Genomic DNA, 26022 nt, shown 5'->3' with positions numbered 1-26022 from the left:
AGACCGATATGGCTGAGAATTACGACCTCATCGTTCTGGGCTCCGGCCCCGGCGGCTATGTGGCCGCGATCCGCGCCGCCCAACTGGGCCTGAAGACCGCCATTGTCGAGCGGGAGAATCTGGGCGGCATCTGCCTCAACTGGGGCTGCATCCCGACCAAGGCGCTCCTGCGTTCCGCGGAAATCTACCATTATATGCAGCATGCCGGGGACTATGGACTGGCGGCCGAGAAGATCAGCGCCGACATCGCGGCGGTGGTGAAGCGTTCGCGCGGCGTCGCCAAGCAACTGAACCAGGGCGTCACGCACCTGATGAAGAAGAACAAGATCGCCGTCCATATGGGCGAGGGCAAGCTGACCGGGAAGGGCAGGCTCAGCGTCACCAGGGACGGCAAGACGGAGGAACTGACGGCGAAGCACATCATCGTCGCCACCGGTGCGCGGGCGCGCGACCTGCCGGGCAGCCCGGCCGACGGCAAGCTCGTCTGGACCTATCGCCACGCCATGACCCCGCCGGAAATGCCGGGCAAGCTGCTGGTCATCGGATCGGGCGCGATCGGCATCGAGTTCGCCAGCTTCTACAATGACATGGGCGCCGACGTGACCGTGGTCGAGATGATGGACCGCATCGTGCCGGTCGAGGATGCGGATGTTTCCGCCTTTCTCGAAAAGGCGCTGAAGAAGCAGGGGATGACCATCCTGACCGGTGCCGGCGTCAGCGACATCCAGGTCGGCGCCAATGGCGTCAAGGCGAAGCTGAAGGACAAGGCGGGCAAGGAGAGCGCCGCCGAATTCAGCCACATGATCGTCGCCATCGGCATCGTCCCCAATACGGAGAATATCGGCCTCAAGGAACTGGGCGTCGCCATGGACGAGCGCGGTTTCCTGAAGACCGACGCGATGTGCCGCACCAATGTCGACGGCCTCTGGGCGATCGGTGACATCACTGCCCCGCCGTGGCTGGCGCACAAGGCGAGCCATGAGGGCGTGATCGCGGCGGAAGCCATTGCCGGCAATCATCCCCATGCCATGGACCCGCGCAATATTCCGGGCTGCACCTATTGCCATCCGCAGATCGCCTCCGTTGGCCTGACTGAAGCCAAGGCGAAGGAAGCCGGCTATGAGGTGAAGGTCGGCATGTTCCCGTTCATCGGCAATGGCAAGGCCATCGCGCTGGGCGAGGCGGAAGGTTTCACCAAGACGGTGTTCGATGCCAAGACCGGCGAATTGCTTGGCGCGCATATGGTCGGTGCGGAAGTGACCGAGATGATCCAGGGCTATACCATCGGCAAGACGCTGGAGACGACCGAGGCGGAACTGATGCACACCGTCTTCCCGCATCCGACCATCTCGGAATCGATGCATGAAAGCGTGCTCGCCGCTTATGGGCGCGCACTCCATATCTGATCGGCGCAAAGCCGTGGCTAAAGGCGCGGGGGCGTTTGTCCTCGCGCTTTTTTGCGTCCTGGGGATTGCGCTGGTCCAGCGGCAGGGATGGCTGGATGGGCTGAATGCCGGGTTGATGGGAATGGCGGGGCGCGCGCGGGACAGCGGCGCCGGAACCATCGTCACCTGGATCATGCAACTGGCGTCGGCCGTGGGCGGAACGGCCGGGCGCTTCGCTCTGCTGGGCGCCTGCTTCGTCGCGCTTTGGGGGATGGCGCGTGCGCGTGCCCTCTGGCTGTTCTGGGCGGCGTTCGGCGGGACATTGCTCAACCTGGCGCTCAAGCAGATATTTGCCGCGCCCCGGCCCGATCTGTTGCCGCATCTTGACCTGGTGAACAGCTATAGTTTTCCAAGCGGCCATGCGGCGGGAAACATGGTCTTCTTCGGGGCCCTGGCCATGCTGGGCGGGCGGCGCTCCGCCTATGTCGCCATGGGACTGGCGATTGCGCTGATCGGGATCAGCCGGGTCTGGCTGGGCGTGCATTGGCCGAGCGACGTGCTGGCGGGTTGGATCGAAGGACTGGGTTGGCTGGCGCTGTGCGGTGCCTGGCTACCAGCGCGGAGAGGGCAGGAAGAGACGGCGGATGGGGTCATGGTGCGGGGGCATGCCGTCGGCGGTGACGAAGCCATGGACCCAGAAGCTGTCGAAAACCGTGGCGGCGGCAATGGCGAGTAGCAGCAGGGCCGATCCGGCGAACAGGGGCCGGGCGCCGCGCAGCGGCGCCGCCGGCATAAAGGCGAGCAATGCGAGTGGCAGGACGGGCAGGAAATAGCGACCCTGCGTCCCCTGGATATAGTCGGCGCCAAGCGGCGTGCCCGTCAGATACATGGCGGTTTCGATCAGCAGCGCCACCCCGGCCGCGATGGCGAGCCACCAGAGCCTTTGCCCCCATGAGACGCGCATGGCCGATCCGCTGCCAATCGCCGCGCCGAGCATTGCCAGCGCCAGCGGATAGGCGAGAAGAGGCAGCAAAATCGCATTCCAGCCGAAACGGCCCACGATCTGGAGCGCATAGACCGGCGCGCGTTCGGTGACGCTGGTGACAAGGATATGGAGATAGGCAAGCGGATCGTGCAGGATAACCGCCAATTGCTGACCGAGAGGCGCGGTCATGACCGTCTCGCCCGTCTTGCGCGACACGATATGGTAGAGCGCCTGGGTGCCGCCGGAGAGCTTCATCCACAGAAGGAAGGCGAAAGCGCCGATGACCATTGCGGCAAGGAGGGGCAGGGGCCGAAGATCGCGGCGGCTTTCCGGCCAGCGCAATCCGGCCGCCATCAACGGCAGATAGACGCCCTTGGCAAGCGCCAGCACGGGAGCGGTCAGGTAGAGCGCCAGGCCGCGTTTCGCCGTCCACCCCATGAAGCCGACCCGCAGCGCCAAGGCAAGGCCGAGAAAGCCCGTGCCGTTGATGACCGCATCGGGGGAGAGCGAAGCATTTTGATAGCAGAAGGTCGGCAGCAGCGCCGTGGCGAGCAGGGCATTGCGGCCGAAGGGAACAAGGCCGAGCGCCGCGGCCAGCATGGCCAGTGCGAACAGGGCGTTGACGATCCGGCCACTGTAGAAAGCTCCCAGATGCGGCAGGCCCAGGCTCTTGCCGATCGCCAGACCGGTCGCTCCGGGCAAATAGAGGGTGGGCGCATAGTTCGCCACATTGGGGAAATCGGCAAAGCGACGCTCATCGGCACGGGATTTCCCGGCATCCCACACGGTCATCAGCATGGACGGCCGGAACAGGCGGGCCTCGGGTGATGCGCGCGTCGGGAAATGGGCGTCGTGCAGGTCGATGGCGGCGCGGGGAAGCTCGGCGCCGATCATCGCGCCCTGCTGCTTGGTCAGCATGCCGCCTTCGGAAAGGAGGAGCGCCTTCATAAAATGCTGATTCTCGTCGGGAGCCTGAAAGGGCGGCGTGACGCAGGCAAAGAAGAGGGTTGCGATGCAGATCAGGGCGTAGAGCCGCTTTTCCAGGCTGGTCCATGGCATATAGCTCGTCGTCCGCGGATTCGCCCGGCCGGATGTCCGTCTTTCCTGTCGCATCGATCGCCCCCTGTCTGGGCATGATGACCTAGCGGCAAGCTCTTAATATTTCGCGCCTATTTCTGATCTGCATCAACATATCGGGTGGGGATCGCGTAAGTCTTCCGTAATATTTCCGCGCCAGTGTCGTCAGGCTCGGGACCCAATGCTGGCCGGGTCGAGGTTTGAGGCAAAATGGCTCAGGGCCAGAAGGCAAGGCGCAGGAATATGTCGATATTTCCAGCCTTGCCGACGCAGCACTGGGGTCATTTCGGTCAAATTTCTGCGGGACGCCGAAATGGCTTCCATCTCGAACCGACATGCGCTGGCAAAGGCAATGAGCCTTCGCGGCGCGCATTCCGGCCCGATATGGTCGCCATTTCGACGCCTCGAACCCGCCAGTAACGGGTCCTGAGCCTAGCGGAGAACTCCATGTATATCATTGATTTCCGGCATGATCTGAACCTGCTCGACATCCGATGGCGCGGCATCTTCACCGATGGGGCGATTGCGGAATATGCGCGCATATTGAAGCGCCAGTTCGTTGAGCAGGGGTTCCAGCCGGGCTATCTGCTGCGCATGGACATGACCGACAGCGCCGTCCAGACACAGGATGCGGTTGCATCCTTCGGTCGCCATCTCGGCGATTTTCCCAAGGCGAGGCGGATCGCCATCGTCACCCCCAGCGCCATTGCAAGCATGCAGGTGCGCCGGGTGATGACCCAATCCTATCTGCGGATATTTCCATGGGCTGAGCCGGCACTGGAGTGGCTGCTGGAGGATGAAGCAGCGGTGGCTGGGCTATAGCGGGCCATCCTGAGACCTTCGCATCACTTGCTCAGGTCCGATTCCTACCGCTTCAACCCAGCTCAAAGCAAAATCAGCCCTCTTCCTCGATTTCCCGTTCCGCCGGAGGGTGAAGGCGCAGACGGCTGACGCGGCGTCCGTCGCTGTCGAGGATTTCCAGTTTCCAGCCGCTTTGTGCATGTTCGACGATCTCGCCGGGCTCGGGAACGCGGCCCGCGATCACGAAGGCCAGGCCGCCCAGCGTGTCGACATCTTCCTCTATGTCCGCCAGCTTTTCGTCGATTTCCTTCGCCACATCCTCCAGTTCGGCGCGGGCGTCGGCTTCCCAAAGGCCGCCATCCAGCGGAACCAGCATCGCTTCCGGTTCCTCGTCATGCTCGTCCTCCACCTCTCCGACGATTTCCTCGACCAGATCCTCGAAGGTGAGCAGCCCTTCCGTACCCGAATATTCGTCGAGCACGATGGCGAGATGGGTGCGCTTGGCGCGCATTTCCGCGAGCAGGTCCAGCGCCCCCATGCTTTCGGGAACATAGAGCGGCTGGCGGATCAGCGGTTCCAGCGTATCGGGCACCGGCGCCTTGCCCGCCAATATGGCGAAGGCGTCGCGGATGTGGATCATGCCGACGATAGTGTCCAGATTTTCGCGATAGACGGGGATGCGGCTGTGTCCCGCCTCCGCGAACAGCGCGGCCAGATCGGCAAAGCTGGCCTTTTCCTCTATGGCGATGATGTCCGCGCGAGGGACCGCCACGTCATCGACCGTATGTTCGGAAAAGTGCAGCAGGTTGCGGACCATCTGGCGTTCGATGGCGGACAGGTCGCCCTTGGCAGGGGGCGCCGCGCCTTCCTCCTGCTCCTCCTCATCATATTCGTCGAGCGCATCCTCCAGCTCGCGCCGAAGGCTGTGGCTTTCCTCATCTCCGAAGAGCAGCGATTTCAGGCCGCTCCATAAACCGCCCTCATGGCTGCTACTGTCCGATTCCTTCGAACCGTTGCCGTCCTTGGGACTGCCTTCCGCCATCGTAGTTCCCGTTTCCCTGTTCACGGCATCGCCCGAGAAAGCCTGTCCTGAACCCGTTTGACGGTGGGCGCCGGCTTTCCGCTAAAAGCGATGCCACAAAATATTATCGATCCCCATAGGGATCGGAAATGCCCAGGCTGATCAGCGACTGCGTCTCCAGCGCTTCCATCGCTTCGGCCTCGGCGTCCTCCATATGATCATATCCCAGCAAATGAAAAGTCCCATGGACGATCAGATGCGTGGCATGATCGGCTATGGAGATGCCCTTTTCCGCGGCCTCGCTGGCGCAGACCCCTTCCGCCAGCACGATGTCGCCCAACAGCACCTCGCCATCGTCGGTGTTGGCGGTGGTTTCCAGCAGGTCCGACTGCACCATCGGGAAGGACAGGACGTTGGTCGGCCTGTCCTTGTCCCGATAGGCGCGGTTGAGCTGGTGGACCTCCTCATCGGTGGTGAGTTTGACCGCGACCTCGTACAAGGCTTCGTCCGCGGCGAACGCGGCATAGGGGCTGTGCGTGATGGCCGCGACGACGGCCCGCTGGGCCAGCAATTCCCAGTCGGTATCGGGCCAGCCCTGTTCGTGGAGAACGGCGACTTCAATCATTATGACGGTTTCCGTTCGCGCCGGGGGTAGTCGAGACATGGTGAAGGTCGAAATGTCGTTCCTCGACCCTGGGCTGTCCCGGACGCCTGCCTTGGCGGGCGTTCGAAGGGCTCGAAATGGCAGGGTGCCGGGCGTGCATCTCAGGCATCCGGGCCCTCATAAGCCTGGACGATGCGGCCCACGACCGGGTGACGCACCACATCGCTGATGCCGAAGGGCACGACGGAAATGCCCTCCACCCCCTCCAGCCGCGCGACGGCGTCCGCCAGACCGGAAATGCCCGGTTGCGGCAGATCCACCTGACGCGGGTCGCCACAGATGACCATGCGGCTGCCTTCACCGAAGCGGGTCAGGAACATCTTCATCTGGGCGACGGTGGTGTTCTGCGCTTCGTCCAGCACGATGAACGCGTTGGACAGGGTGCGGCCGCGCATGAAGGCGAGGGGCGCGATCTCGATCTCCCCCGACGCGATGCGGCGTTCGACCTGCTCTGCGGGGAGCGTGTCGTAGAGCGCGTCGTAGATCGGGCGGAGATAGGGGTCGACCTTTTCCTTCATGTCGCCGGGCAGGAAGCCCAGGCGCTCGCCCGCTTCCACGGCGGGGCGGGAGAGGATCAGGCGGTCGACGCTGCCGGTGATGAGCTGGCTCACGGCCTGCGCGACGGCGAGATAGGTCTTGCCGGTGCCCGCCGGGCCCAGCGCGAAGATGATGTCGTTGCGGGTGAGCGCCTCCATATAGGTCACCTGCGTTGCGGAACGCGGGACGATGGTCTTCTTGCGCGTGCGGATCATGACCTTGGGCGGTTCGGCCACGTCATGGCGGATGATGCCGTCCAGCGTGGGCTCCGCGGACATGGCGATCACCGCTTCCACCGCGCCGGCATCGATTTCCTGGCCGGCGACGATACGGTTGTAGAGGCCTGTCATGACATCGCGCGCGCGGGCGGCCGCCTCGGCGTCCCCCTCGATCTGGAGCTTGTTGCCGCGCGCCGCGATATAGACGCCCAAGCGGTTTTCGATGGCCACCAGATTCTGGTCATATTGGCCGAACAGCGCGCCCAGCAGGTGCGGACGGTCGAAAGTGACTTCCAGCCGGGCGCGTTCTGCGACCTCGGTGCGGTGGTTATGATTGGGTTTCTTGGACATTCAGCAGCCTCCCTGTTCGTCAGTCATACTCGCGCGGGCGAGTATCCATCTCCTGTCGTTTGAGCCTGGTGGACAGGGCTGGAGATGGGTTCCCGTTGCCACGGGAACGACTGTGATTAGGTTCAAGCGGCCTTCCTCCTGCTGGGTTGTCCGGCCAGACTGTTCGGGCCGGCGCTGATGATATCGACTTCTACCATGTCCCCGATGGAAAGTTCCGGCGCGGTGACGTGGACGGACTGAAGCCAGGGCGTCTTGCCGATGAGCTGGCCGGGATGGCGGCCCTTGCGCTCCAGCAGGATGCCGGTGCGGCGGCCGACGGTGGCCGCGTTGAATTCCACCTGATGGCGGTTGATCAGCGCCTGCAGGCGGGCGAGCCGTTCGTCCATGACCTCCGCGGGGATCTGTCCGTCCATGTCGGCGGCGGGCGTGCCGGGGCGCGAACTATATTTGAAGCTGTAGCATTGGGCGTAGCGGACCTGCTCCACGATCTTCAGCGTATCCTCGAACTCGGCGTCGGTCTCGCCGGGGAAGCCCACGATGAAGTCGCCGGAGAGCGCGATGTCCGGCCGGGCTTCGCGCACGCGTTCGATGATGCGCAGATAGCTGTCGGCGTCATGGCTGCGGTTCATCGCCTTCAGCACACGGTCGTTCCCCGACTGCACCGGCAGGTGGAGGAAGGGCATCAGCTTGGGTTCGTCGCCATGGGCCGCGATCAGCCCGTCGCTCATGTCGTTGGGATGGCTGGTGGTGTAACGGATGCGCTTGAGGGCGTCGATCTTCGCCAGTTCGCGGACCAGCCCGTCCATGCCCTGCGTCCGGCCCCTGTCATCCTCGCCGGTCCAGGCATTGACGTTCTGGCCGAGCAGGGTGATCTCCCGCACGCCGCCGTCGACCAGCGCCTTCGCCTCGTCCAGGATCGCGGACCAACTGCGGCTGATTTCCGCGCCGCGTGTATAGGGGACCACGCAATAGGTGCAGAATTTGTCGCAGCCTTCCATGATCGTCAGGAAGGCGGTGGGGCGCGCCTGCTTCGTGCGCGCGGGAAGGGCGCCGAACTTCGACGCCAGCGGCATGTCCGTGTCGACGGCCTGTTCGCCACGGCCCGCCTTGTCGATCAGGTCGGGCAGGCGGTGATAGGCCTGTGGGCCGACGACGATGTCGACATTGCGGGCGCGCCGCTGGATTTCGCCGCCCTCCGCCTGGGCCACGCAGCCGGCGACCGCGATCATCGGTCGGCTGCCGTCCTCGCGGGTCATGCGGCCGATGTCGGAATAGACCTTGTCCACCGCCTTTTCGCGGATGTGGCAGGTGTTGAGGATGACCAGATCCGCCTCGGCGCCGTCGGCCGCGGCGGTCATGCCGCGCTCGCCCAGCATTTCGGCCATGCGCTCGCCATCATAGACGTTCATCTGGCAGCCGAAGGATTTGACGTGGAAGGTCGCTGGAGTCTTTTGGGCGTCGTACCGATTCATGCGGTCCAGCTATACAAGGGGTGCGCCGCAAGTAAAAGGCGGCAGGTGCGCGGCGATGCTGGCGGCTATTCTTTCGCGGGTCGTCGCGGCCAAGGCCTTGCGATCAGGACAGATTGCCGGATCGAACGGTTCCAGAAAGCGCAGGGTGACCTCCAGCCTGCCCTTGCGTTCCAGCAACCTCCTGACGTTCGCACCCGCCGGCTCGTCACTGTGCCAGCTGATTTCGGCGGTGGCCGGACCATAGTCGATATGGACAGGCTGAATCCGCACCGAGCGCGGAGGAGGCAGCAGGACCGAGAGCAGGGATGGCTTGAACGGCAGGAGGCCGGTGCCGTCGCTGGTGGTGCCCTCTGGGAAAAGCGCCACCGGCTGATGCCCCGCCAGCGCGGCGCGCAAGGCGTCGAGTTGCGAAGAGAGCGCGCCGCGGCGCTCGCGGGCGACGAAGAGCGTGTTGTTCTGCGCTGCCAGCCAGCCGATGACGGGCCAGCGCGCAATGCCGTCATGCGCGACGAAGGCCGCACCCGTCGCACCGCCCAGCGCCAATATGTCCACCCAACTGACATGATTGGCGATGATGAAGCTGTCCCCTTGAAAGGGATGGCCGTCGATCCGCACCCGGGCGCCGACGGAACGCGCCGCCAGCGCCAGAAAGCGCGGCGGCCAGGGCGACCGGCGCCGGGCCGCGCGCCAAAGCAGATGCGGGATGAGGCAGAGCAGCAGGCTGACGGCCAAAGCCGTCAGGCGCATGAAGCGGCGAAGTGCGGCCAAGCTGTCTCAGCTCTTGCGGTCGAGCGCGACGCCGTAAAGTTCCATCCTGTGGTCGACTAGGCGGAAGCCAAGCTTTTCCGCGATCTGCTTCTGAAGCTGCTCCAGTTCGGGATCGACGAATTCGATGACATTGCCCGTCTCGACATCGATCAGATGGTCGTGATGGGATTCGGGCGCCGCCTCATATCGGGCGCGGCCGTCACCGAAATCGTGACGATCCAATATGCCCGCTTCCTCGAAGAGGCGGACCGTGCGGTACACGGTGGCGATGGAAATGCCCGGATCGATGGCAGCGGAGCGCCTGTGCAGTTCCTCCACATCCGGGTGATCCGTGGCGTCGCTCAGCACCTGGGCGATGACGCGGCGCTGTTCGGTGATGCGCAGGCCCTTTTCATGGCAAAGGGCTTCGACGTCGATCTTGCGGTTCATGCAGGCTCACTTGGCTGGAATGTGCGTAAGTTCGGAAAAGAGCCTAGCGGCTTTCGTCCTAGTATAAAAGGGGCGCGCGATACGCGCACCCCTTGCATGGGCGTTTGCCTGCGGTTTGCGCTGTTATTTGGGAGCGCGGACGCGACGGCGCTTGGTGCCGAGGCCGATCTTCTTGGCCAGGCTGCGGCGCTGTTCGGCATAGTTGGGCGCGACCATCGGATAATCGGCCGGCAGGCCCCATTTGGCGCGATAATCTTCGGGCGTCATCTGATAATGAGTCATCAGGTGGCGCTTCAGCATCTTCAGCTTCTTGCCGTCTTCCAGGCAGATGATGTAGTCGGGCTTGATCGACGAGCGGACCGAGACGGCGGGTTCGGGCTTCACCTCCGGCGCGGCGGCGGGAGTGGCCAGACCGGAAAGCGCGGCGTGCACATTCTGGATCAGGGTAGATACGTCAGAGACGGCAACGCTGTTGTTCGAGACATGGGCCGCGACAATATCCGACGTCAAAGTAATGAGCAGTTCGCTCTGCGCTGATTCAGTTTCCATTTCTTTTCCCTGCGAAGGCTATTGGTTGCGCGACCCGCCCGAGGAAAATCATTTCAGGAGCGGTATGGGTCAGCTATACCGATGGTTTCTGTTTTGCAAGGGCGGATTTAAATCATCTAAGCATGTCGATACGAAAGCTTAGCGCGTCGTGAAGTTGTCCATCGTTGCCGCGATAGTAACCGGGACGGCGGTGTACATATTCGAACCCGGCTTTTTCATATAGCCTTATTGCCGTATTCGACGCGCGAACTTCCAGATTCATCGACGTAATGCCCCGCTTGCGCGCCGTCCTGAGGCTGTCGAGCAGCAGGTCCTCGCCAATGCCCCTCCCGCGCCAGAGCGGGCTGACGGCCAACAGCAGCAATTCGCATTCGTCAAGCACGGAACGGACCAGCGCGAAGCCGACCGGCGCGGCGTCGATCCGGGCGATGGTGAGCCAGGTTCCCGGCATGGTCATCACCCCGGCGAGCTGCGGCAATGTCCATGCTTCGCCAAAGGCCGGGTCGAAGGCGCGCACCATGACGTCCATGGCATCGCTCATCGCGTTGCGCTCTCCATCCTCATAGGTCTGGAGCGTCAGGCCCGGCGTCATGACGCTGCGCGTTCCGCCATCGGACGCGCATCCGCGCCACGGCAATAAAGGGGGGAGGGGGGGAGCGGCGGGAGCCCGGCGACCAGCGGATAGTCCGCGGCATCGGGATACAGGCTCACCGCCGTGCCATGGCCGCGCGCCGTCACCAGCGCTTCGGCGCCGGTGCCGTAGAGCGTGGGCTGCGTCAATTGCTTCGCCAGTTCGGCAATCGGCGTGGAGGCAGGCGGGCCGAGGGGCGCAAGCCCGTCAGTGGAGAAGGCCTGCCAGAACAACTCGCCATGACCGCCGGTAATGGTGACGGCCAGGGACTCGTCCTTATGATCCCCTGCCGCCGCCCTGGCCGCGATCATGGCGAGCGCGCCATAGCCATGCAGCGGAATGTTCCAGGCCAGCGCCAGCGCCCGCGCGGCGGCGATCCCGATGCGCACGCCGGTGAAGCTGCCGGGGCCGACATCGACGGCGATCGCATCGGCCCGGCCGCCGTCGGGCAGGGCAGCGATGGCGGGCAGCAGCGCTTCGGCATGGCCACGCCCGACGATTTCATGAAAATGGCCCAGGGGCGCTCCGTCATCGAGCAGCGCCACGGACAGCGCCTGTGTCGCGGTGTCGATGACCAATATGCGCAAAGAAAACCCCTGTTGACCGCTCGCCCGATGCGATGCCCGGCTCTGCGGTTAATCGATCGGCACGGGTTTGCCAATTGTTCCCGGCCAACTGTTTCGCCGCTCAGACGGCGCGGACCTCCGTCACTTCGGGCACATAATGTTTGAGCAGTTGTTCGATCCCGTTCTTCAGCGTCGCCGTGGAGGAGGGGCAGCCGGAACAGGCGCCCTGCATGCGCAGATAGACGGTTCCCTTGTCGAAGCCGCGATAGATGATGTCGCCGCCGTCATTGGCCACGGCCGGCCGGACACGGGTGTCGATCAGCTCGCGAATCTGGGCGATGATCTCCTCATCTTCCGGATCGTCCGCAAATTCCTCCTCCTCGGGGACGAAGATTTCGCCTGCCGAGCCGGGCGCGAACAGCGGCATGTTGGCGGAGAAATGTTCGAGCAGGATCGAAAGGATGTCGGGCTTCACATCGCTCCACTGTGCGCCGGGCGCGATGGTGACGGAAATGAAGTCCCCGCCGAAAAAGACCCCCGTCACGTCGCCCAGGCCGAACAGCGCATCGGCCAGCGGTGAAGCCTCCGCTTCTTCCGGTGTGGCGAAATCGCGGGTGCCCATGCCCATGACCACGCGGCCGGGAATGAACTTGACGGTTGCCGGATTGGGCGTCGCTTCGGTCTCGATCAACATGCGCGCTATGTGGAGAGAAGACTGCGCAAGATCAAGCTTTCGTGCTAAATTGACTCCCGCAAATCGCTTGGCGCCGTCGATTGAGTCCCGCCTGAGATCGAAGGGAGAGAGAAGATGAGCAATGAGGCCGACATCCGCCACCGCTTCTGGACGGAATTGTCGCAAAGCCCGTTCCTGATGGTCGGGTTGAGAGGGTCGCCCGATCACAGCATGCCCATGACGGCGCAGCTCGATCCCGGCGCGAACCATTGCTTCTGGTTCTATACGACGCGGGAGAACCGGCTGGCCAGGGGCGGACCGGCCATGGCCCAGTTCGCAGGCAAGGGACATTTCCTGTTCGCCTGCATCGACGGCACTCTGGTCGAGGAGACGGACCCGGCGGTGATCGACCGGTACTGGACCCATGACGTAGCGAGCTGGTATCCCGGCGGACGGCAGGACCCGCATCTGACGATGCTCCGTTTCGATCTTGGCCGCGCGGAAATCTGGCGTGCCGACATGTCGCTTGGCGGCATGTTCCGGCAAATGTTCGGCGGAGACGTGCGCGAAGAGATGCGGAGCAAGCATGTGGAGGTGACGTTGTAGGGGTAGGCGAAAGCCGCCACTTGCTTTTTCCCGCCATTCCCGCCATATGCGCTGCAACGCAGCAGCGGGCTTCACGCCCCTTCCAGCGATTGGCAGCGTGATCGCTTCGGCCCGAACGGGCATCGGGGCCGGCCAATGAAAGTCTGCGCCAAGCTTTGAGGCTTCCCTTTTCACGCGGGTCGTTTCGTAACCCGCCTTGCGTCCCGGCCGTGCCGGAAGACGCCGGGGCCCATTCGTGAGTTATCATCCATGCAATTTACCGACCTTGGCCTTGCCGAGCCGATCCTGAAGGCGCTCGCCGCCAAGAAATATGCCTCGCCGACGCCGATCCAGGCGCAGGCCATCCCCGTGCTGCTGAAGGGCAAGGACCTGTGCGGCATCGCGCAGACCGGCACCGGCAAGACCGCTGCCTTCGCGCTGCCCAGCCTTGACCATTTCGCCCGAAATCCCAAGCCGACGCCGCTCCAGGGCTGCCGCATGCTGGTGCTGTCGCCGACGCGCGAACTCGCCGCGCAGATCGCGCAGAGCTTCCGCGACTATGGCCGCTTCCTGAAGCTGTCCGTGGAGGTCGTGTTCGGCGGCGTGCCGATCAACCGGCAGATCCGGGCGCTGGGGCGCGGCGTCGACATCGTCGTGGCGACGCCGGGCCGTCTGCTCGACCTGATCGACCAGCGCGCCTTCACCATCAAGGATACCGAGATCTTCGTCCTCGACGAAGCCGACCAGATGATGGACATGGGCTTCATCCACCCGTTGAAGCGCATCGCCAAGCTGCTGCCGAAGGAGCGGCAGAACCTCTTCTTCTCCGCCACCATGCCGGGCGAGATCGAGGCGCTGGCCAGCCAGTTCCTGCACGATCCGGTCAAGGTGAGCGTCGCGCCGCAGTCGACCACGGCGGAGCGGGTCCGGCAGCAGGCTACCTTCGTCAACCAGATGGAGAAGCAGGCGCTGCTCAACCTGACGATCCAGAAGGAAGACATCGACCGCGCGCTGATCTTCACCCGGACCAAACATGGCGCCGACCGGGTCGTGCGCTTTCTGGAGGGCGCGGGCATCCAGGCCGTGGCGATCCATGGCAACAAGAGCCAGGCGCAGCGGACCACCGCGCTCCAGGCCTTCCGCCATGGCCATGTGAAGCTGCTGGTGGCGACCGACATCGCCGCGCGCGGCATCGACGTGTCGGGCGTCAGCCATGTCATCAATTTCGAACTGCCCAATGTGCCGGAACAATATGTCCACCGCATCGGCCGCACGGCGCGGGCAGGGGCGGAGGGCGTTGCGATCAGCTTCGTGGCGGACGACGAGCGGCCTTATCTGAAGGCCATCGAGCGGACGACCAAGGTGAAGCTGGACGTCGTCCCGCTGCCGGAGAATTTCGTCGAGGTGGTGCGCAATCTTCCCAAGGCCGCGCCGCAGCGCAAGGGTCGGGAGCAGACCCCGGAGCAGAAGACGCGGCGCGCCGACGGGCAACGCCGCTATCAGGACCAGCAGAAGCAGCAGCGCGGCAATACCGAACGGGCGCATCGGCCGGATGGCGAAGCTGCGAAGCCGGCAAAGAAGAATTTCCGGCGCCGTCGCGGCGGCAGCAATGTCGGCGCGCATAAGGGCGCGGTGCAGAAGACCGGCGGGCGGTAATCCCAGATATGATGGGCTCCTGCGAAGGCTGGAGCCCAGTCCTGCCGTTTGACCGGATTCCCGTCTTCGCGGGAAGATGGGGTTCCTTCCTCTTTGTCAGTGGCCATTCAGGAAAATCTCTTTAGGCTGCGCGGCCATGAGCTTTTCCTTCCGGCGTTCCGCCGCTTCGCTGTCCGTCCTTGCCCTGCTGCTTTCGGGAACGCCCGCGCCTCTGGGGGCGAAGACGGACCCGACTGCCACATCCACGGCGCCGGGCTCGACCAAGGCGCAGGTCAGGCCATGGCTCTACGAGAACAGCGATGTTCCGATCGATCCGGCCTGGCGCTTCGGCACCCTGTCCAATGGCGTGCGCTATGCCGTCCGCCGCAATGGCGTGCCGCCGGGTCAGGTGTCGGTCCGGCTGCGGATCGACGCCGGCTCGCTGATGGAGCAGTCCGATGAGCTGGGATATGCCCATTTCATGGAGCATCTGACCTTCCGTGGCTCCCGCCATGTACCCGACGGGGAATCCAAGCGCATCTGGCAGCGGCTGGGCGTCACCTTCGGCAGCGACAGCAATGCGCAGACGACGCCGACCGGGACCACCTATGCGCTCGACCTGCCGCAGGCGACGCAGGCCAGCCTGGGCGAAAGCATGAAGATACTCGCCGGCATGATGGCCGACCCCAATATCGTCGAGAGCGCCGTGAATGCCGAGCGCGCCGTGGTTCTTGCGGAAAAGCGGGAGAGCGATGGGCCGCAGATGCGGATTTCCGATGCGACAAGACGGCATTTCTTCGCTGGCCAGCCGCTGGCCGACCATAGCCCCATCGGCACGGTGGCAACGCTGAATGCCGTCACGGCGGCGAAGATGGAAGCTTTTCACCAGCGCTGGTACCGCCCGGAAAATGCCGTGATCTCTATTGCGGGCGACATCGACCCGGCCATGGCCGAGCAATTGATCAAGGATAATTTCGGCTCCTGGACCGTCCCCGGAAAGGGCGCGCCGCTACCCGATTTCGGGGAGCCCGACCCCAGGGCCCCTGCCACCAGGGTGACGGTGGAGCCCGGCGCGCCCACCGGCCTCACCATGGCCTGGCTGCGCCCGTGGAAGCCGCATGCCGACACCATCGTCTACAATCAGGACAAGCTGACCGACATGCTGGCCCTGCAGATCATCAGCCGCCGTCTGGAACAGGTTGCGCGCAGCGGCGGCAGCTTCCTGCAGGCAAGCGTGGATCAGCAGGATGTCAGCCGGTCCGCCGATGGCACCTTCGTCACCATCGTGCCCACGGGCGAGAATTGGGAAAAGGCGTTGGGAGACGTGCGCGCGATCATAGAGGACGCCAAGGCCGCGCCGCCAAGCCAGATAGAGATCGACCGCGAATATGCGCAGATGGACACCGCACTCGCGATTCAGGTTGAGAATGCCGATACGGAGGCGGGCGCCAAGCAGGCGAGCGACCTGGTGAGCGCGGTCGACATTCGCGAAACCACGGTCAGCCCGCAGGCGGCGCTGGACATCTTCCGCTCCGGCAAGACGGGCATGACGCCGCAGAAGATATTGGATTCGACCCGGCGGCTCTTCTCCGCCGGCGTCTTCCGCGCGCAGCTGATCACTGGCAAGGTCCAGCCCGGCGTCGACGCGAAGCTGGCCGCCGCTGTCGCCGCGCCGGTCAAGGCGGCGACTAACGCGCGGCTGGCGGACAAGGTTGTGACCATGGCCGACCTGCCGAAGCTCGGCGCGCCGGGGAAGGTCGTTTCGCGTACGCCTATCGGCCTGCCGGGGATGGAAAGCATTGTCTTCTCCAACGGCGTCAAGCTGACCCTGTTCGCCAATGATGCGGAAACGGAGAAGGTGCGGATCAACGTCCGCTTCGGTCATGGCCAGCAGGCCTTTTCCCCGACCCGGCCCGTGCCGGGCTGGGCGGCGGATTATGCGCTGGTGGCGAGTGGAATAGGGAAACTGGGCCAGCGGGAACTCGATGACCTGACCAATGGCCGCCGCATGGGGATGGATTTCGCCATCGACGACGATGCCTTTGAAATGCAGGCCGTAACGCGTCCGGCGGATTATAAGGACCAATTGCTGCTGTTCGCGACCAAGCTGTTTGCGCCGGGATGGGACCCCGCGCCGATCGCGCGCGTGAAGACGGGGGCAGGGGTCGCCTATGACGCGATGGAGCGGGCGCCGGATTCCGTGCTGGCGCGGGACCTCAACTGGTTGCTGCACGACAGGGATGTGCGGTTCCGCACGCCTTCGCGGGCGGAGATCGACGCGCTGACTCCACAAGCCTTCCGCGCCACATGGGAACCGCTGCTGGCATCCGGGCCCGTCGAGATACAGATTTTCGGGCAGGTGAAGGCGGACGATGCCATTGCAGCCGTGGCGGCGACCTTCGGTGCGCTGCCGCAGCGGGTGGATGTCCCGGTTCCCGCCGCCAACAAGCTGATGCGCTTTCCCGCCCATGTCGAAAGCCCGGTGGTCCTGCGGCACAAGGGCGACAAGGAGCAAGCGGCGGCGGTCATGGCATGGCCCACGGCAGGCGGGTTCGCACTGACGAAGGAAGCGCGGCAGCTTGAAATCCTGACGCAGATTTTCAACGATCGGCTGTTCGACAAGCTGCGTTCGACCGAAGGCGCGGCCTATTCGCCCAGCGTCCAGAACAACTGGCCATTTTCCTATGAAAGCGGCGGTTACATATTGGTGACGAGCCAGGTGCGCCCGGATCGCGTCCGTTATTTCTACGGCGTGGTGAAGGACACGGCGGCGGACCTCGTCAAAAATCCGGTGAGCGAGGACGAATTGCAGCGCGCCGTCGCGCCGATGCGGCAATTGCTGATGCGGGCAGGGACAGGCAATGCCTTCTGGATGAACCAGATGGAGGGCGCTACCCACGACCCGCGCTATGTACAGGCGATGCAGACCATGGCGCAGGACATGCTGACCGTCACGCCAACCGATATTCAGGCGCTGGCGGCCAAATATCTGGTGCCCGGCAAGAGCTGGTCTGCGGTGGTGCTGCCCGATGGCGTCGCCGCCCAATAGCCGGACCGGCGGCTCAGGCCGGGACGCGCTCCGTCTGTTCCAGCAACTGGCTGTAGAGCCGGACATATTCCATGTGGATCGCGCGGATTTCCGGATTGCGGGAGCGGGCGGCCAGCCTGCGATTGCGGTCCAGCCGCGCCTCGAAATAGCTGCGGTCGAACGACATGTTGATACCCATTTCTTGCCTCCCGGGGGAACGATTTGGGGGCAGGAATGTTTCCAGCGGCCGAAAGTTGCGGCTGATTTCAGGCATTTCTGCTGCAACGCGGCAGACTGACCGGAAGCCGAGCCGGACCGAAGCCCGCCCCTTCAGTCCATGGCGCGAAGCGCGGCGACGATCATGAAGGCCGCGCATTTGGCGGTACGCTCAGCGCTGATGGTCGGTGCCGACAGGCTGCGATGGCCCAACCCGAACAAACAGGCCAGGATCATTTCTTCGGCGCTTTTCAGCGCTTCGCCCGACAATCCGGGGTTTGCGACGCAGGCGAAATCCCCCAGGGATTTCCGCAGGCCGTTGCACATGTCGGCAATCGTGCCCGCGACCCGCGCGTTGCGGAATCCCTCGGCCAGAATATCGAAGGACAGGGCCTCGTGCGGGTTGTCCATCACCTCCAGCAACAGCAGTTCGAAGGTCCGCTCTATGCTGATCTCCCCTGCCTCGAGCCGGTTCTGCAAGCTCAGGATCGTCGCTTCGCGTTCGCGCGTATCGCTATTCACGATCGCTTCGATAATGTCTTCCTTGCCCTTGAACAGCCGGTAGATCTGGCCGACGGACACATGCGCCGCGGCAGCCAGCTCGGCCATCGCGCTCTGATGAAAACCGTTGGCGGCGAACAGATCGCGGGCCGCATCCAATATGCGGTCCCTGGCATTCCGTTCATGTTGCAATGCAGCCAAAAATCTTCGTCCCGTCTTTTTTACTCTTGAACAAATTGTGGCATGTTCCTACCTGCCGCGCAAGCGGAATGAACGTTCATTCCAATTGAAGCCACCAGTGGAAACGGAGCATCGACCGATGCAAAAGGGGATTTTTGTCGGACTGTTCGCCTGCGCGTCGGCCCTTGCGCTGGGCGCCTGTGGCGAGCAGCAGCAGCCTGCGCCGCCGCCGCCCGCGGTCGGTGTGGTGAAATTGACGGTGGAAAACGCTCCGTTGACGACCGAGCTTCCTGGCCGCATCGCCGCAGTGGAAACGGCAGAGGTCCGGCCCCAGATCAGCGGCGTCATCCGCCGCCGCCTGTTCACCGAGGGCGCCGTGGTGCGTGCGGGCCAATTGCTCTACGAGATCGAGGATGCGCCCTATCGCGCCGCCCTGGGGCAGGCGCAGGGCGCTCTCTCTCGGGCGCAGGCATCGATCCGGGCGACGGGACTGCAGGCGCAGCGTTATAAGGAACTGGTCGGCATCAACGCCGTCAGCCGGCAGGAGGCCGACAATGCCGCCGCCTCGGCCCAGCAGGCGCGCGCCGATGTCGCCGCGCAGCGGGCGGCGGTGCAGGCCGCCCAGGTGAACCAGGATTTCACCCGCATAAGGGCCCCCATTTCCGGGCGGATCGGCCGTTCCCTGTTCACGCCGGGCGCGTTGGTGCAGGCAGGACAGGCCGACCCGCTGGCGACGATCCAGCGGACCGACGTCGTCTATGTCGACGTGACCCAGTCGGCCGCGCAGATCATCGACCTCAAGCAGGCGATGAAGGCAGGCGGCGTCAGTGCCGCCGACGGCGCGCGGGTCCAGTTGCTGCTGCCCAATGGCAGCGTCTATCCGATCGAGGGGCGTCTGCAATTTTCCGAGGTGACGGTCGATCCCAGTTCGGGCGCGGTAACGCTGCGTGCGACTTTCGCCAATCCGGACGGCCTGTTGCTGCCCGGCATGTATGTGCGGGCCAGGCTGGTCGAGGGCCAACGCAGCCAGGCGATCCTTGCGCCGCAGCAGGGCATCACCCGCGATGCGCGGGGCCGGGCCACCGCCATGGTGGTGGGTGCGGACAACAAGGTCGAACTGCGTCAGGTCGAAACCGACCGGGCCATTGGCGACAAGTGGATCGTCACCAAGGGGCTGAAGGCGGGAGACAGGCTGGTCGTGGAGGGCCTGGTGAACCTGCGGCCCGGAACGGTCGTGAAGCCGGGCGCGCCGCAGCAGGTGACGGCGGGCAGGCAGGCGAATGCCGGCGGGGCGAACTAAGCCATGGCCCGCTATTTCATCGACAGGCCCATCTTCGCATGGGTCATCGCCATCGTCATCATGCTGGCCGGCATTCTGGCCCTGCGCTCGCTGGCCGTGGCGCAGTTTCCGGAGATCGCGCCGCCCGCGGTGACGATCGCGACCACCTATCCGGGCGCGAATGCGGAAACGCTGGAAAGCACGACGACGCAGATCATCGAGCAGCAGCTCAAGGGCATCGACAATCTCCGCTACTTCTCGTCCAGCAGCGATTCGGCGGGCAACCTCACCATCACCCTGACCTTCGAGCAGGGAACGGATGCCGACATCGCGCAGGTCCAGGTCCAGAACAAGCTGGCCCAGGCCACCCCCCTGTTGCCGCAGGAAGTGCAGCAACAGGGGCTGCGCGTCACCAAATCCACCTCGACCTTCCTGATGATCATGGCCGTCTATGCCGATGACGGCATTCATGATCAGCAGGATGCGGGCGATTTCGTCGCTTCCGCCCTGCAGGATCCGATCAGCCGTGTCGACGGCGTGGGGGATACCCAGTTGCTGGGCGCGCAATATGCGATGCGCATCTGGCTCGATCCCTATAAGATGGCCAATCTGGGCGTCACCACCGGCGACGTCAAATCCGCCATACGCGCCCAGAATGCGCAGGTTTCCGCAGGCCAGATCGGCGGCACGCCGTCGCCCCGCGGCCAGGCGCTGAACGCCACCGTGACGGCGCAGTCGCGCCTCAGGACCCCCGAAGAGTTCCGGCAGATCCGGCTGCGCAGCAACAGCAACGGATCGGTCGTCTATCTGGCAGATGTCGCCAGGGTGGAGTTGGGTGCGGAAAGCTACAGCTTCGGCGCGAGGTTCAATGGCCATCCGGCCGCCGGCTTCGGCGTAAGGCTGGCGCCGGGCGCCAATGCGCTCGATACGGTGGAAGGCGTGAAGAACCGGGTCAACGAACTGTCGAAAACCTTCCCGAGCTGGGTCAAATACGACTTCCCGGTGGACAATTCGACCTTCGTGAAACTGTCGGTGGAGCAGGTCATCCACACGCTGTTCGAAGCGACGCTGCTCGTCTTCGTGGTGATGTTCCTGTTCCTTCAGAACTGGCGCGCCACGCTGATCCCCACCATTGCGGTGCCGGTCGTGCTGCTGGGATCGCTGGCGATCCTCTATGCGGCGGGGTTCACCATCAACACGCTGACGCTGTTCGGCATGGTGCTGGCGATCGGCCTGCTGGTCGACGACGCCATCGTCGTGGTCGAGAATGTCGAGCGCATCATACAGGAAGAGGGGCTTAGCCCGAAGGAAGCCGCGAAGAAGTCGATGGACGAGATCAGCGGCGCGTTGATCGGCATCGGCCTAGTGCTGTCGGCGGTGTTCCTGCCCATGGCGTTCTTCGGCGGGTCGACGGGCGTGATCTTCCGCCAGTTCTCCATCACCATCGTTTCCGCCATGGTGTTGTCGGTGCTGGTCGCGTTGATCCTGACGCCCGCGCTCTGCGCGACGATCCTGCGTCCCCGGGGGCACAGCCATGTCTGGACCGGCCCGTTGGGGTCGCGCTTCGGCCGCTTCTTCGACTGGTTCAACCGGACCTTCGACCGCAATGTCGTGCGATACGGCGCGACCGTGGAGAAGGTCGAGCGGCGCTGGGGCCGCACGATGCTGGTCTATGCATTGATCGTCGCGGGGATGGCGCTGGTCTTCCTGCGCCTGCCTGGCGGTTTCCTGCCCGATGAAGATCAGGGCATCATCATCAACCAGGTGTCGCTCCCGACCGGGTCGACGCTGGAGGAGACCGAACGGACGCTGGCGAAGGTGCGCGATCACTATATGACGGACGAGAAGCGGAATGTTGCCGCCGTCTTCACCATCTCCGGCTTCGGCTTCGTGGGCCAGGGCCAGAATGTCGGCCTCGCCTTTGTTAGGATGAAGGACTGGTCGCAGCGCGAGGGCGCCGACAACAAGGTGTCCGCCATCGCTTTGCGCGCCAATGGCGCGTTCCAGCGGATTTCCGCAGGCATGGCGATCGCCTTCGTGCCGCCCGCCGTGCAGGAACTGGGCAATGCCACCGGCTTCGACTTTCAGCTCGTGGACCGCGCCGGGCTGGGCCATGACAGGATGCTGGAGGCGCGCAACCAGTTGCTGGGCATGGCCATGGCCGACAAGCGGCTGGCGCAGGTGCGCCCCAACGGGCTGGAGGATACGCCGCAGCTCAAGCTCAACGTCGATCAGGCGGCAGCGGGCGCGCTGGGCATCGCCCAGTCCGACGTCAACGATACGATCAGCACGGCGATGGGCAGCAGCTACGTCAACGACTTCATCGACCGCGACCGGGTGAAGCGCGTCTATGTGCAGGCCGATGCGCCGTTCCGGACCACGCCGGATTCGATCGGCGTGCTGCATGTGCGGGGAAGCGGCGGCGCGATGGCGCCGATCTCTTCCTTTGCGACGACCGAATGGACCCATGGCCCGGCGAAGCTGGAGCGGTTCAACGGCGTGCCGTCGATGCAGATCATGGGTGCGCCCGCGCCGGGCGTTTCGACCGGCGAGGCGATGAAGGCGATGGAGGAAATGGCGACCAAGCTGCCGGCAGGCGTCGGTTATGAATGGAACGGCATTTCCTATGAGGAGAAGACCTCCGGCGGGCAGGCGCCGGCGCTTTATGCGCTGTCGATGCTGATCGTGTTCCTGTGCCTGGCCGCGCTTTATGAAAGCTGGTCCGTGCCCATCGCCGTGATGCTGGTGGTGCCGCTGGGCGTGTTCGGCGCGGTGGTCGCCGCGATGCTGGTCGGCCTCAACAACGACATCTACCTTCAGGTCGGCCTGATCACGACCATCGGCGTGTCGGCCAAGAACGCCATCCTGATCGTCGAATTCGCCGAGGAGAAGATGCGCGAGGGGCTGCCACCCGCGCGGGCGGCGCTGGAGGCGGGCAAGCTGCGCCTGCGGCCGATCCTGATGACCAGCTTCGCCTTCGTCTTCGGCGTGCTGCCGCTGGCGGTGGCGAAGGGCGCGGGCGCAGGCGGCCAGAACGCCATAGGCTGGGCCGTGGTCGGCGGCATGCTGTCCGCGACGGTGCTGGCCATCTTCTTCGTGCCGGTCTTCTTCACCGTCGTGAAGCGGCTGTTCCGCGAACATCATGGCAAGGATCAGGGCGGGCATGAGGGCGGCGCCCGGCTGGGTCCGCAGGAGGCATGAGGATAATGAACAAGATGAAGCCGTTCTCGGCGGCTGCTCTGGCGCTGACGCTCGCGGCCTGCGACATGGCACCCAAATATGTGCGCCCTGCCTTGCCGGTGCCGGGCGGGAGCCCGCAGGGGCCGGCCTATCCGGCTGGGCAGGGGCAGGCGATCGTTCCGGCGGATACGGCCTGGAAGGATTTCTTCGTCGATCCCCGCCTGGCGCGGGTGATCGAGACGTCGCTGGCCAATAATCGCGACCTGCGTGTCGCCCTTGCCAATGTCGAGCAGGCGCGGGCGCAATATCGCGTGCGGCGGGCGGACATATTTCCCACTGTGAACGCCAGCGGCAGCGCCACCTATCAGGACACGCCCTTCTCGCAAGTCGGGACGGGCCGGATGGACATCTATTCGGCGTCCGTGGGCGTGTCGGCCTGGGAAGTCGACCTGTTCGGCCGGGTGCGCAACCTCAGCAGGGCGGCGCAGGAACAATATTTCGCATCGGTCGAGAACCGGAATGCGGCGCAGACCGCGCTGGTCGCAGAGGTCGCGAACGCCTGGCTCGCCATGGCGGCGGATCAGGAGCGGCTGAGGATTGCGCGCGATCTGGAAAAAGCCTTCCGCCAGACGCTGGACCTCACCAAGGCCCGCTTCGCCAACGGGATCGCGTCGGAACTGGAAGTGCGGCAGGCGCAGACCAGCCATGACCGGGCGCGGTCCGACATTGCCGAAGCGACGACCCTGGTGGCGCAGGACCAGAATGCGCTGAACCTGCTGGCCGGTATGACGGTGGCGGCGGAGGACTTGCCGGCGGCGATGCCGGATGGCGACGTCACCCTCTCCAACCTGCCGGCCGACCTGCCTTCCACGGCTTTGCTGCGCCGCCCGGACATCATGGCGGCCGAACATCAGTTGCTGGCGGCCAATGCCAATATCGGCGCGGCGCGAGCGGCCTTCTTCCCTAATATCTCCCTGACTGCGGCGTTCGGGACGTTGAGCCTTGGCCTGTCCAATCTGTTCAAGTCGGGCAGCGACACATGGTCGGTGGTGCCGTCCGCCAGCCTGCCGATCTTCGATTTCGGCCGGAACATGGGCAATCTGCGTTATGCGCGGGCCATCTATGACGCGATGGTCGCCACCTATGAGAAGAGCGTGCAGACGGGTTTCCGTGAAGTGGCCGATGCGCTTGCCCGGCGCGGCACGATGACGGAGCAAATGGAGGCGCAGACATCGCTGCGGGATGCGGCGCGGGTAAGCTATCGCCTGTCGGAAGCGCGGTTCCGCGCCGGCGTCGATCCCTTCCTGACCACGCTGGATGCGCAGCGGACGCTCTATAATGCCGAACAGAGCCTGCTGGCGACACGGCTGGCGCGCGCCGCGAACATGGTCGAACTGTATCGCGCGATGGGTGGCGGCCTGAAATGATCTTTGACCGCAAGCGGCGGGAAGGCGGCCATGCATGTCATGCCCCATGCTGGCGTCGGCAAAGGGTTGAAAGGACAGGGCATGACTTATGCATATCGGACGCTGGCATCGCCCGTCGGTGAACTGACGCTGGTCGCGTGCGAGGCGGGACTGGCGGCGGTCCTGTGGCAGGATGACGATCCCCGGCGGGTGCCCATGGGGCAGCGGACCGAAAGGGGCAATCATCCGGTGCTGGAGGAAGCGGGACGGCAACTGAATGAATATTTCGCCGGGCAGCGGGAGACGTTCGACCTGCCGCTGCATTTCAACGGCACGGATTTTCAGAAAAGCGTCTGGACCGCGCTGCTGACCATCCCCTTTGGAGAAACGCGCAGCTATGCCGATATTGCCCGTCAGATCGGGAGACCGTCCGCCTGCCGCGCAGTGGGTGCCGCCAATGGGCGCAACCCGATTTCCATCATTGCGCCGTGCCACCGGGTGGTGGGCGCCAACGGCGCACTGACGGGCTTTGCAGGCGGCTTGAAGGCCAAAAGCTATCTGCTTGGTCTGGAGACAAAATTTCTCTGACATCCATTCGAAAATGGCGCACCCAAGAGGATTCGAACCTCTGGCCTTTGCCTTCGGAGGGCAACGCTCTATCCAGCTGAGCTATGGGTGCGTGTCGCTGGTGCGAAGGGCCGCTTAGCAAAGCCCAATCGCTCGCGCCAGCATCAAAATCGCCTCAGGCCAAAGTTATTTCGCCATTTTCTGCATCGGCTGGAATTTCCCAAGGCCGCAGCTCGGTCCACGCTGCAATCCGCCGGTCTGATAGAGCACCGTGATGATGTCCACCGAGCAGAGCTGGGACAAGCTGGTCTTGTAGAGGAAGCGCCGCTCGAAACCCAGGCTGGGGCAACTCATCGGCAGGATATTCCGATAGACCTTGTTGCCGTTCATGATGAAATCGATGGTCCTGTCGTCGCGGACCTCGGTGGAGCGGATCGCATTCAGTTGAACGCAATCAACCGGCTTGCCGGCGGGGACCAGATTGGCCGGAGCCTTCCCGGCTAGGGCAGGGGCAGCCGTGCAGGCGAGTGCCGCGGCCAGGGCGAATTGGCGGATAAGGGGGGCAGACATATCGTCTCTCCTGTTGACTGTCCGGATGACGTCGCGGGAACCCGTCATCCGTCCTGTCGCTCCTTCTACCGCGCGGCGGCTGAACCGCGCAATAATCAGGGGCTGGTGCCGGGCGCGGGCGTCTTGGGCTTGAAGCGGCAGAGGTCGGCCACGATGCAGCGCCAGCATTCGGGCTTTCGCGCCTTGCAGACATAGCGGCCATGCAGGATCAGCCAGTGATGGGCATCGCGGCGGAAGGGGCCGGGAACGTTTTTCTCGAGCTTCAGTTCGACGGCAAGCGGCGTCTTGCCCGGCGCGAGGCCGGTACGATTGCCGACACGGAAGATGTGGGTGTCGACCGCGAATGTTTCCTGCCCGAACGCGGTGTTGACCACGACATTGGCGGTCTTTCGCCCGACGCCGGGCAGGGTGGTCAGGACATCGCGATCCTGCGGCACTTCTCCGCCGAAATCGCGCAGGAGGATTTCGGACAGGGCGATGACGTTCTTCGCCTTGGCGTTGAAGAGGCCGAGGGTCTTGATATGCTGCTTCAGGCCTTCTTCGCCCAGTTCCACCATCTGCTGCGGCGTGTGGACATCGCGGAAGAGCGCGCGGGTCGCCTTGTTGACGCCCACGTCCGTCGCCTGCGCGGAAAGCAGCACCGCGACCAGCAACTGATAGACATTGCCATATTCCAGCTCCGTTCGGGGCGCCGGATTGGCTTCAGCGAGGCGGCTGAAGAAATCGAAGATCTGGTCCTTCTTCATCG

At 64.3% G+C, this 26022-nt stretch carries 24 protein-coding genes, 1 tRNA gene and 1 pseudogene; 10 read left to right on the top strand and 16 right to left on the bottom strand.

The features are described 5' to 3' along the window. The first annotated feature begins 8 nt into the window (after positions 1–8). Positions 9–1406, top strand: coding sequence for a dihydrolipoyl dehydrogenase (gene lpdA, locus LDB29_RS09150; RefSeq protein ID WP_025549172.1), 1398 nt, complete (start codon positions 9–11; stop codon positions 1404–1406). Continuing rightward, positions 1363–1944 (top strand): annotated as a pseudogene (locus tag LDB29_RS09145) (phosphatase PAP2 family protein); the annotation flags it as partial. The gene lpdA and the pseudogene LDB29_RS09145, both read left to right, overlap by 44 nt. A gap of 51 nt (positions 1945–1995) precedes the next feature. On the opposite strand, the gene LDB29_RS09140 reads toward LDB29_RS09145, so the two are convergent. Continuing rightward, the gene (locus tag LDB29_RS09140; RefSeq protein WP_037482500.1) at positions 1996–3429 is read right to left on the bottom strand and encodes a DUF2142 domain-containing protein; all 1434 of its coding nucleotides are present in this window, start codon (positions 3427–3429) and stop codon (positions 1996–1998) included. A 465-nt stretch (positions 3430–3894) separates the two neighbouring features. Here LDB29_RS09140 and LDB29_RS09135 point away from each other — a divergent pair, with 465 nt between their 5' ends. Continuing rightward, entirely contained in the window at positions 3895–4269 is a 375-nt protein-coding gene (locus LDB29_RS09135) for a hypothetical protein (RefSeq protein WP_025549176.1), read from the top strand. A 73-nt stretch (positions 4270–4342) separates the two neighbouring features. Here LDB29_RS09135 and LDB29_RS09130 read toward each other — a convergent pair whose 3' ends face one another. The 10 genes from LDB29_RS09130 to LDB29_RS09085 all read right to left on the bottom strand — a co-directional run bounded on the left by LDB29_RS09130 (position 4343) and on the right by LDB29_RS09085 (position 12148). Next, positions 4343–5290, bottom strand: a complete 948-nt coding sequence (locus tag LDB29_RS09130) for a hemolysin family protein (protein ID WP_025549178.1) — start codon at positions 5288–5290, stop codon at positions 4343–4345. Between the two features lie 103 nt (positions 5291–5393). After that, entirely contained in the window at positions 5394–5894 is a 501-nt protein-coding gene (gene ybeY / locus LDB29_RS09125) for an rRNA maturation RNase YbeY (protein ID WP_025549179.1), read from the bottom strand. Between the two features lie 140 nt (positions 5895–6034). Further along, on the bottom strand, positions 6035–7039 hold the full coding sequence (locus LDB29_RS09120) for a PhoH family protein (RefSeq protein WP_025549180.1): 1005 nt from the start codon (positions 7037–7039) through the stop codon (positions 6035–6037). 122 nt (positions 7040–7161) lie between these two features. After that, on the bottom strand, positions 7162–8511 hold the full coding sequence (gene miaB / locus LDB29_RS09115) for a tRNA (N6-isopentenyl adenosine(37)-C2)-methylthiotransferase MiaB (RefSeq protein WP_025549182.1): 1350 nt from the start codon (positions 8509–8511) through the stop codon (positions 7162–7164). A gap of 9 nt (positions 8512–8520) precedes the next feature. After that, complete coding sequence (locus LDB29_RS09110; RefSeq protein ID WP_025549183.1) at positions 8521–9279, bottom strand: 1-acyl-sn-glycerol-3-phosphate acyltransferase; 759 nt, start codon at positions 9277–9279, stop codon at positions 8521–8523. A gap of 6 nt (positions 9280–9285) precedes the next feature. Continuing rightward, positions 9286–9708, bottom strand: coding sequence for a Fur family transcriptional regulator (locus LDB29_RS09105; RefSeq protein WP_025549184.1), 423 nt, complete (start codon positions 9706–9708; stop codon positions 9286–9288). A gap of 123 nt (positions 9709–9831) precedes the next feature. After that, positions 9832–10257: a MucR family transcriptional regulator gene (locus LDB29_RS09100; RefSeq protein WP_025549185.1), complete on the bottom strand. Its 426-nt coding sequence runs from the start codon at positions 10255–10257 to the stop codon at positions 9832–9834. Positions 10258–10369: 112 nt separating this feature from the next. Continuing rightward, entirely contained in the window at positions 10370–10849 is a 480-nt protein-coding gene (locus tag LDB29_RS09095) for a GNAT family N-acetyltransferase (RefSeq protein ID WP_025549186.1), read from the bottom strand. Beyond that, positions 10846–11475: a tRNA (adenosine(37)-N6)-threonylcarbamoyltransferase complex dimerization subunit type 1 TsaB gene (gene tsaB, locus LDB29_RS09090; protein WP_025549187.1), complete on the bottom strand. Its 630-nt coding sequence runs from the start codon at positions 11473–11475 to the stop codon at positions 10846–10848. The genes LDB29_RS09095 and tsaB overlap by 4 nt, the downstream gene beginning before the upstream one ends. A 100-nt stretch (positions 11476–11575) precedes the next feature. Continuing rightward, positions 11576–12148 carry a NifU family protein gene (locus LDB29_RS09085; protein WP_025549188.1) on the bottom strand — a complete coding sequence of 191 codons (573 nt, stop codon included), beginning with the start codon at positions 12146–12148 and terminating at the stop codon, positions 11576–11578. Between the two features lie 114 nt (positions 12149–12262). On the opposite strand from LDB29_RS09085, the gene LDB29_RS09080 reads away from it, so the two are divergent. The 3 genes from LDB29_RS09080 (at position 12263) to LDB29_RS09070 (ending at position 17396) form a co-directional block, all read left to right on the top strand. After that, positions 12263–12733, top strand: coding sequence for a pyridoxamine 5'-phosphate oxidase family protein (locus tag LDB29_RS09080; RefSeq protein ID WP_025549190.1), 471 nt, complete (start codon positions 12263–12265; stop codon positions 12731–12733). 249 nt (positions 12734–12982) lie between these two features. Then, positions 12983–14368, top strand: a complete 1386-nt coding sequence (locus LDB29_RS09075) for a DEAD/DEAH box helicase (RefSeq protein WP_025549191.1) — start codon at positions 12983–12985, stop codon at positions 14366–14368. A 136-nt stretch (positions 14369–14504) separates the two neighbouring features. Next, positions 14505–17396, top strand: a complete 2892-nt coding sequence (locus LDB29_RS09070) for a pitrilysin family protein (RefSeq protein ID WP_099185725.1) — start codon at positions 14505–14507, stop codon at positions 17394–17396. A gap of 13 nt (positions 17397–17409) precedes the next feature. Here the strand turns inward: LDB29_RS09070 and LDB29_RS09065 are convergent, their stop codons facing one another. Further along, positions 17410–17574: a hypothetical protein gene (locus tag LDB29_RS09065; RefSeq protein ID WP_165363355.1), complete on the bottom strand. Its 165-nt coding sequence runs from the start codon at positions 17572–17574 to the stop codon at positions 17410–17412. A 131-nt stretch (positions 17575–17705) separates the two neighbouring features. Then, the gene (locus LDB29_RS09060) at positions 17706–18293 is read right to left on the bottom strand and encodes a TetR/AcrR family transcriptional regulator (RefSeq protein ID WP_025549192.1); all 588 of its coding nucleotides are present in this window, start codon (positions 18291–18293) and stop codon (positions 17706–17708) included. A gap of 118 nt (positions 18294–18411) precedes the next feature. On the opposite strand from LDB29_RS09060, the gene LDB29_RS09055 reads away from it, so the two are divergent. The 4 genes from LDB29_RS09055 to LDB29_RS09040 all read left to right on the top strand — a co-directional run bounded on the left by LDB29_RS09055 (position 18412) and on the right by LDB29_RS09040 (position 24725). Next, on the top strand, positions 18412–19572 hold the full coding sequence (locus LDB29_RS09055) for an efflux RND transporter periplasmic adaptor subunit (protein ID WP_099185727.1): 1161 nt from the start codon (positions 18412–18414) through the stop codon (positions 19570–19572). A 3-nt stretch (positions 19573–19575) separates the two neighbouring features. Beyond that, positions 19576–22752 (top strand): efflux RND transporter permease subunit, encoded by a 3177-nt coding sequence (locus LDB29_RS09050; protein ID WP_025549194.1) that lies wholly within the window; start codon positions 19576–19578, stop codon positions 22750–22752. 5 nt (positions 22753–22757) lie between these two features. Beyond that, positions 22758–24158: an efflux transporter outer membrane subunit gene (locus tag LDB29_RS09045; protein ID WP_099185728.1), complete on the top strand. Its 1401-nt coding sequence runs from the start codon at positions 22758–22760 to the stop codon at positions 24156–24158. Between the two features lie 81 nt (positions 24159–24239). Further along, positions 24240–24725 (top strand): methylated-DNA--[protein]-cysteine S-methyltransferase, encoded by a 486-nt coding sequence (locus LDB29_RS09040; protein ID WP_025549195.1) that lies wholly within the window; start codon positions 24240–24242, stop codon positions 24723–24725. 14 nt (positions 24726–24739) lie between these two features. On the opposite strand, the gene LDB29_RS09035 is transcribed toward LDB29_RS09040, so the two are convergent. The 3 genes from LDB29_RS09035 to nth form a co-directional block, all read right to left on the bottom strand. Then, positions 24740–24816 (bottom strand) — tRNA-Arg (locus LDB29_RS09035). 74 nt (positions 24817–24890) lie between these two features. Further along, entirely contained in the window at positions 24891–25274 is a 384-nt protein-coding gene (locus LDB29_RS09030; RefSeq protein WP_025549197.1) for a hypothetical protein, read from the bottom strand. Between the two features lie 95 nt (positions 25275–25369). Beyond that, a complete protein-coding gene (gene nth, locus LDB29_RS09025; RefSeq protein WP_025549198.1) occupies positions 25370–26020 on the bottom strand; it encodes an endonuclease III in 651 nt (216 codons plus the stop codon). Positions 26021–26022: the final 2 nt, after the last annotated feature.

Origin of the sequence: Sphingobium sp. CFD-2 (assembly GCF_024611135.1) — a bacterium.
GTDB classification, from domain to species: Bacteria; Pseudomonadota; Alphaproteobacteria; order Sphingomonadales; family Sphingomonadaceae; genus Sphingobium; species Sphingobium fuliginis.
Note: the sequence above shows the minus strand (reverse complement) of the source record. Positions and strands in the feature narration are given on the sequence as shown.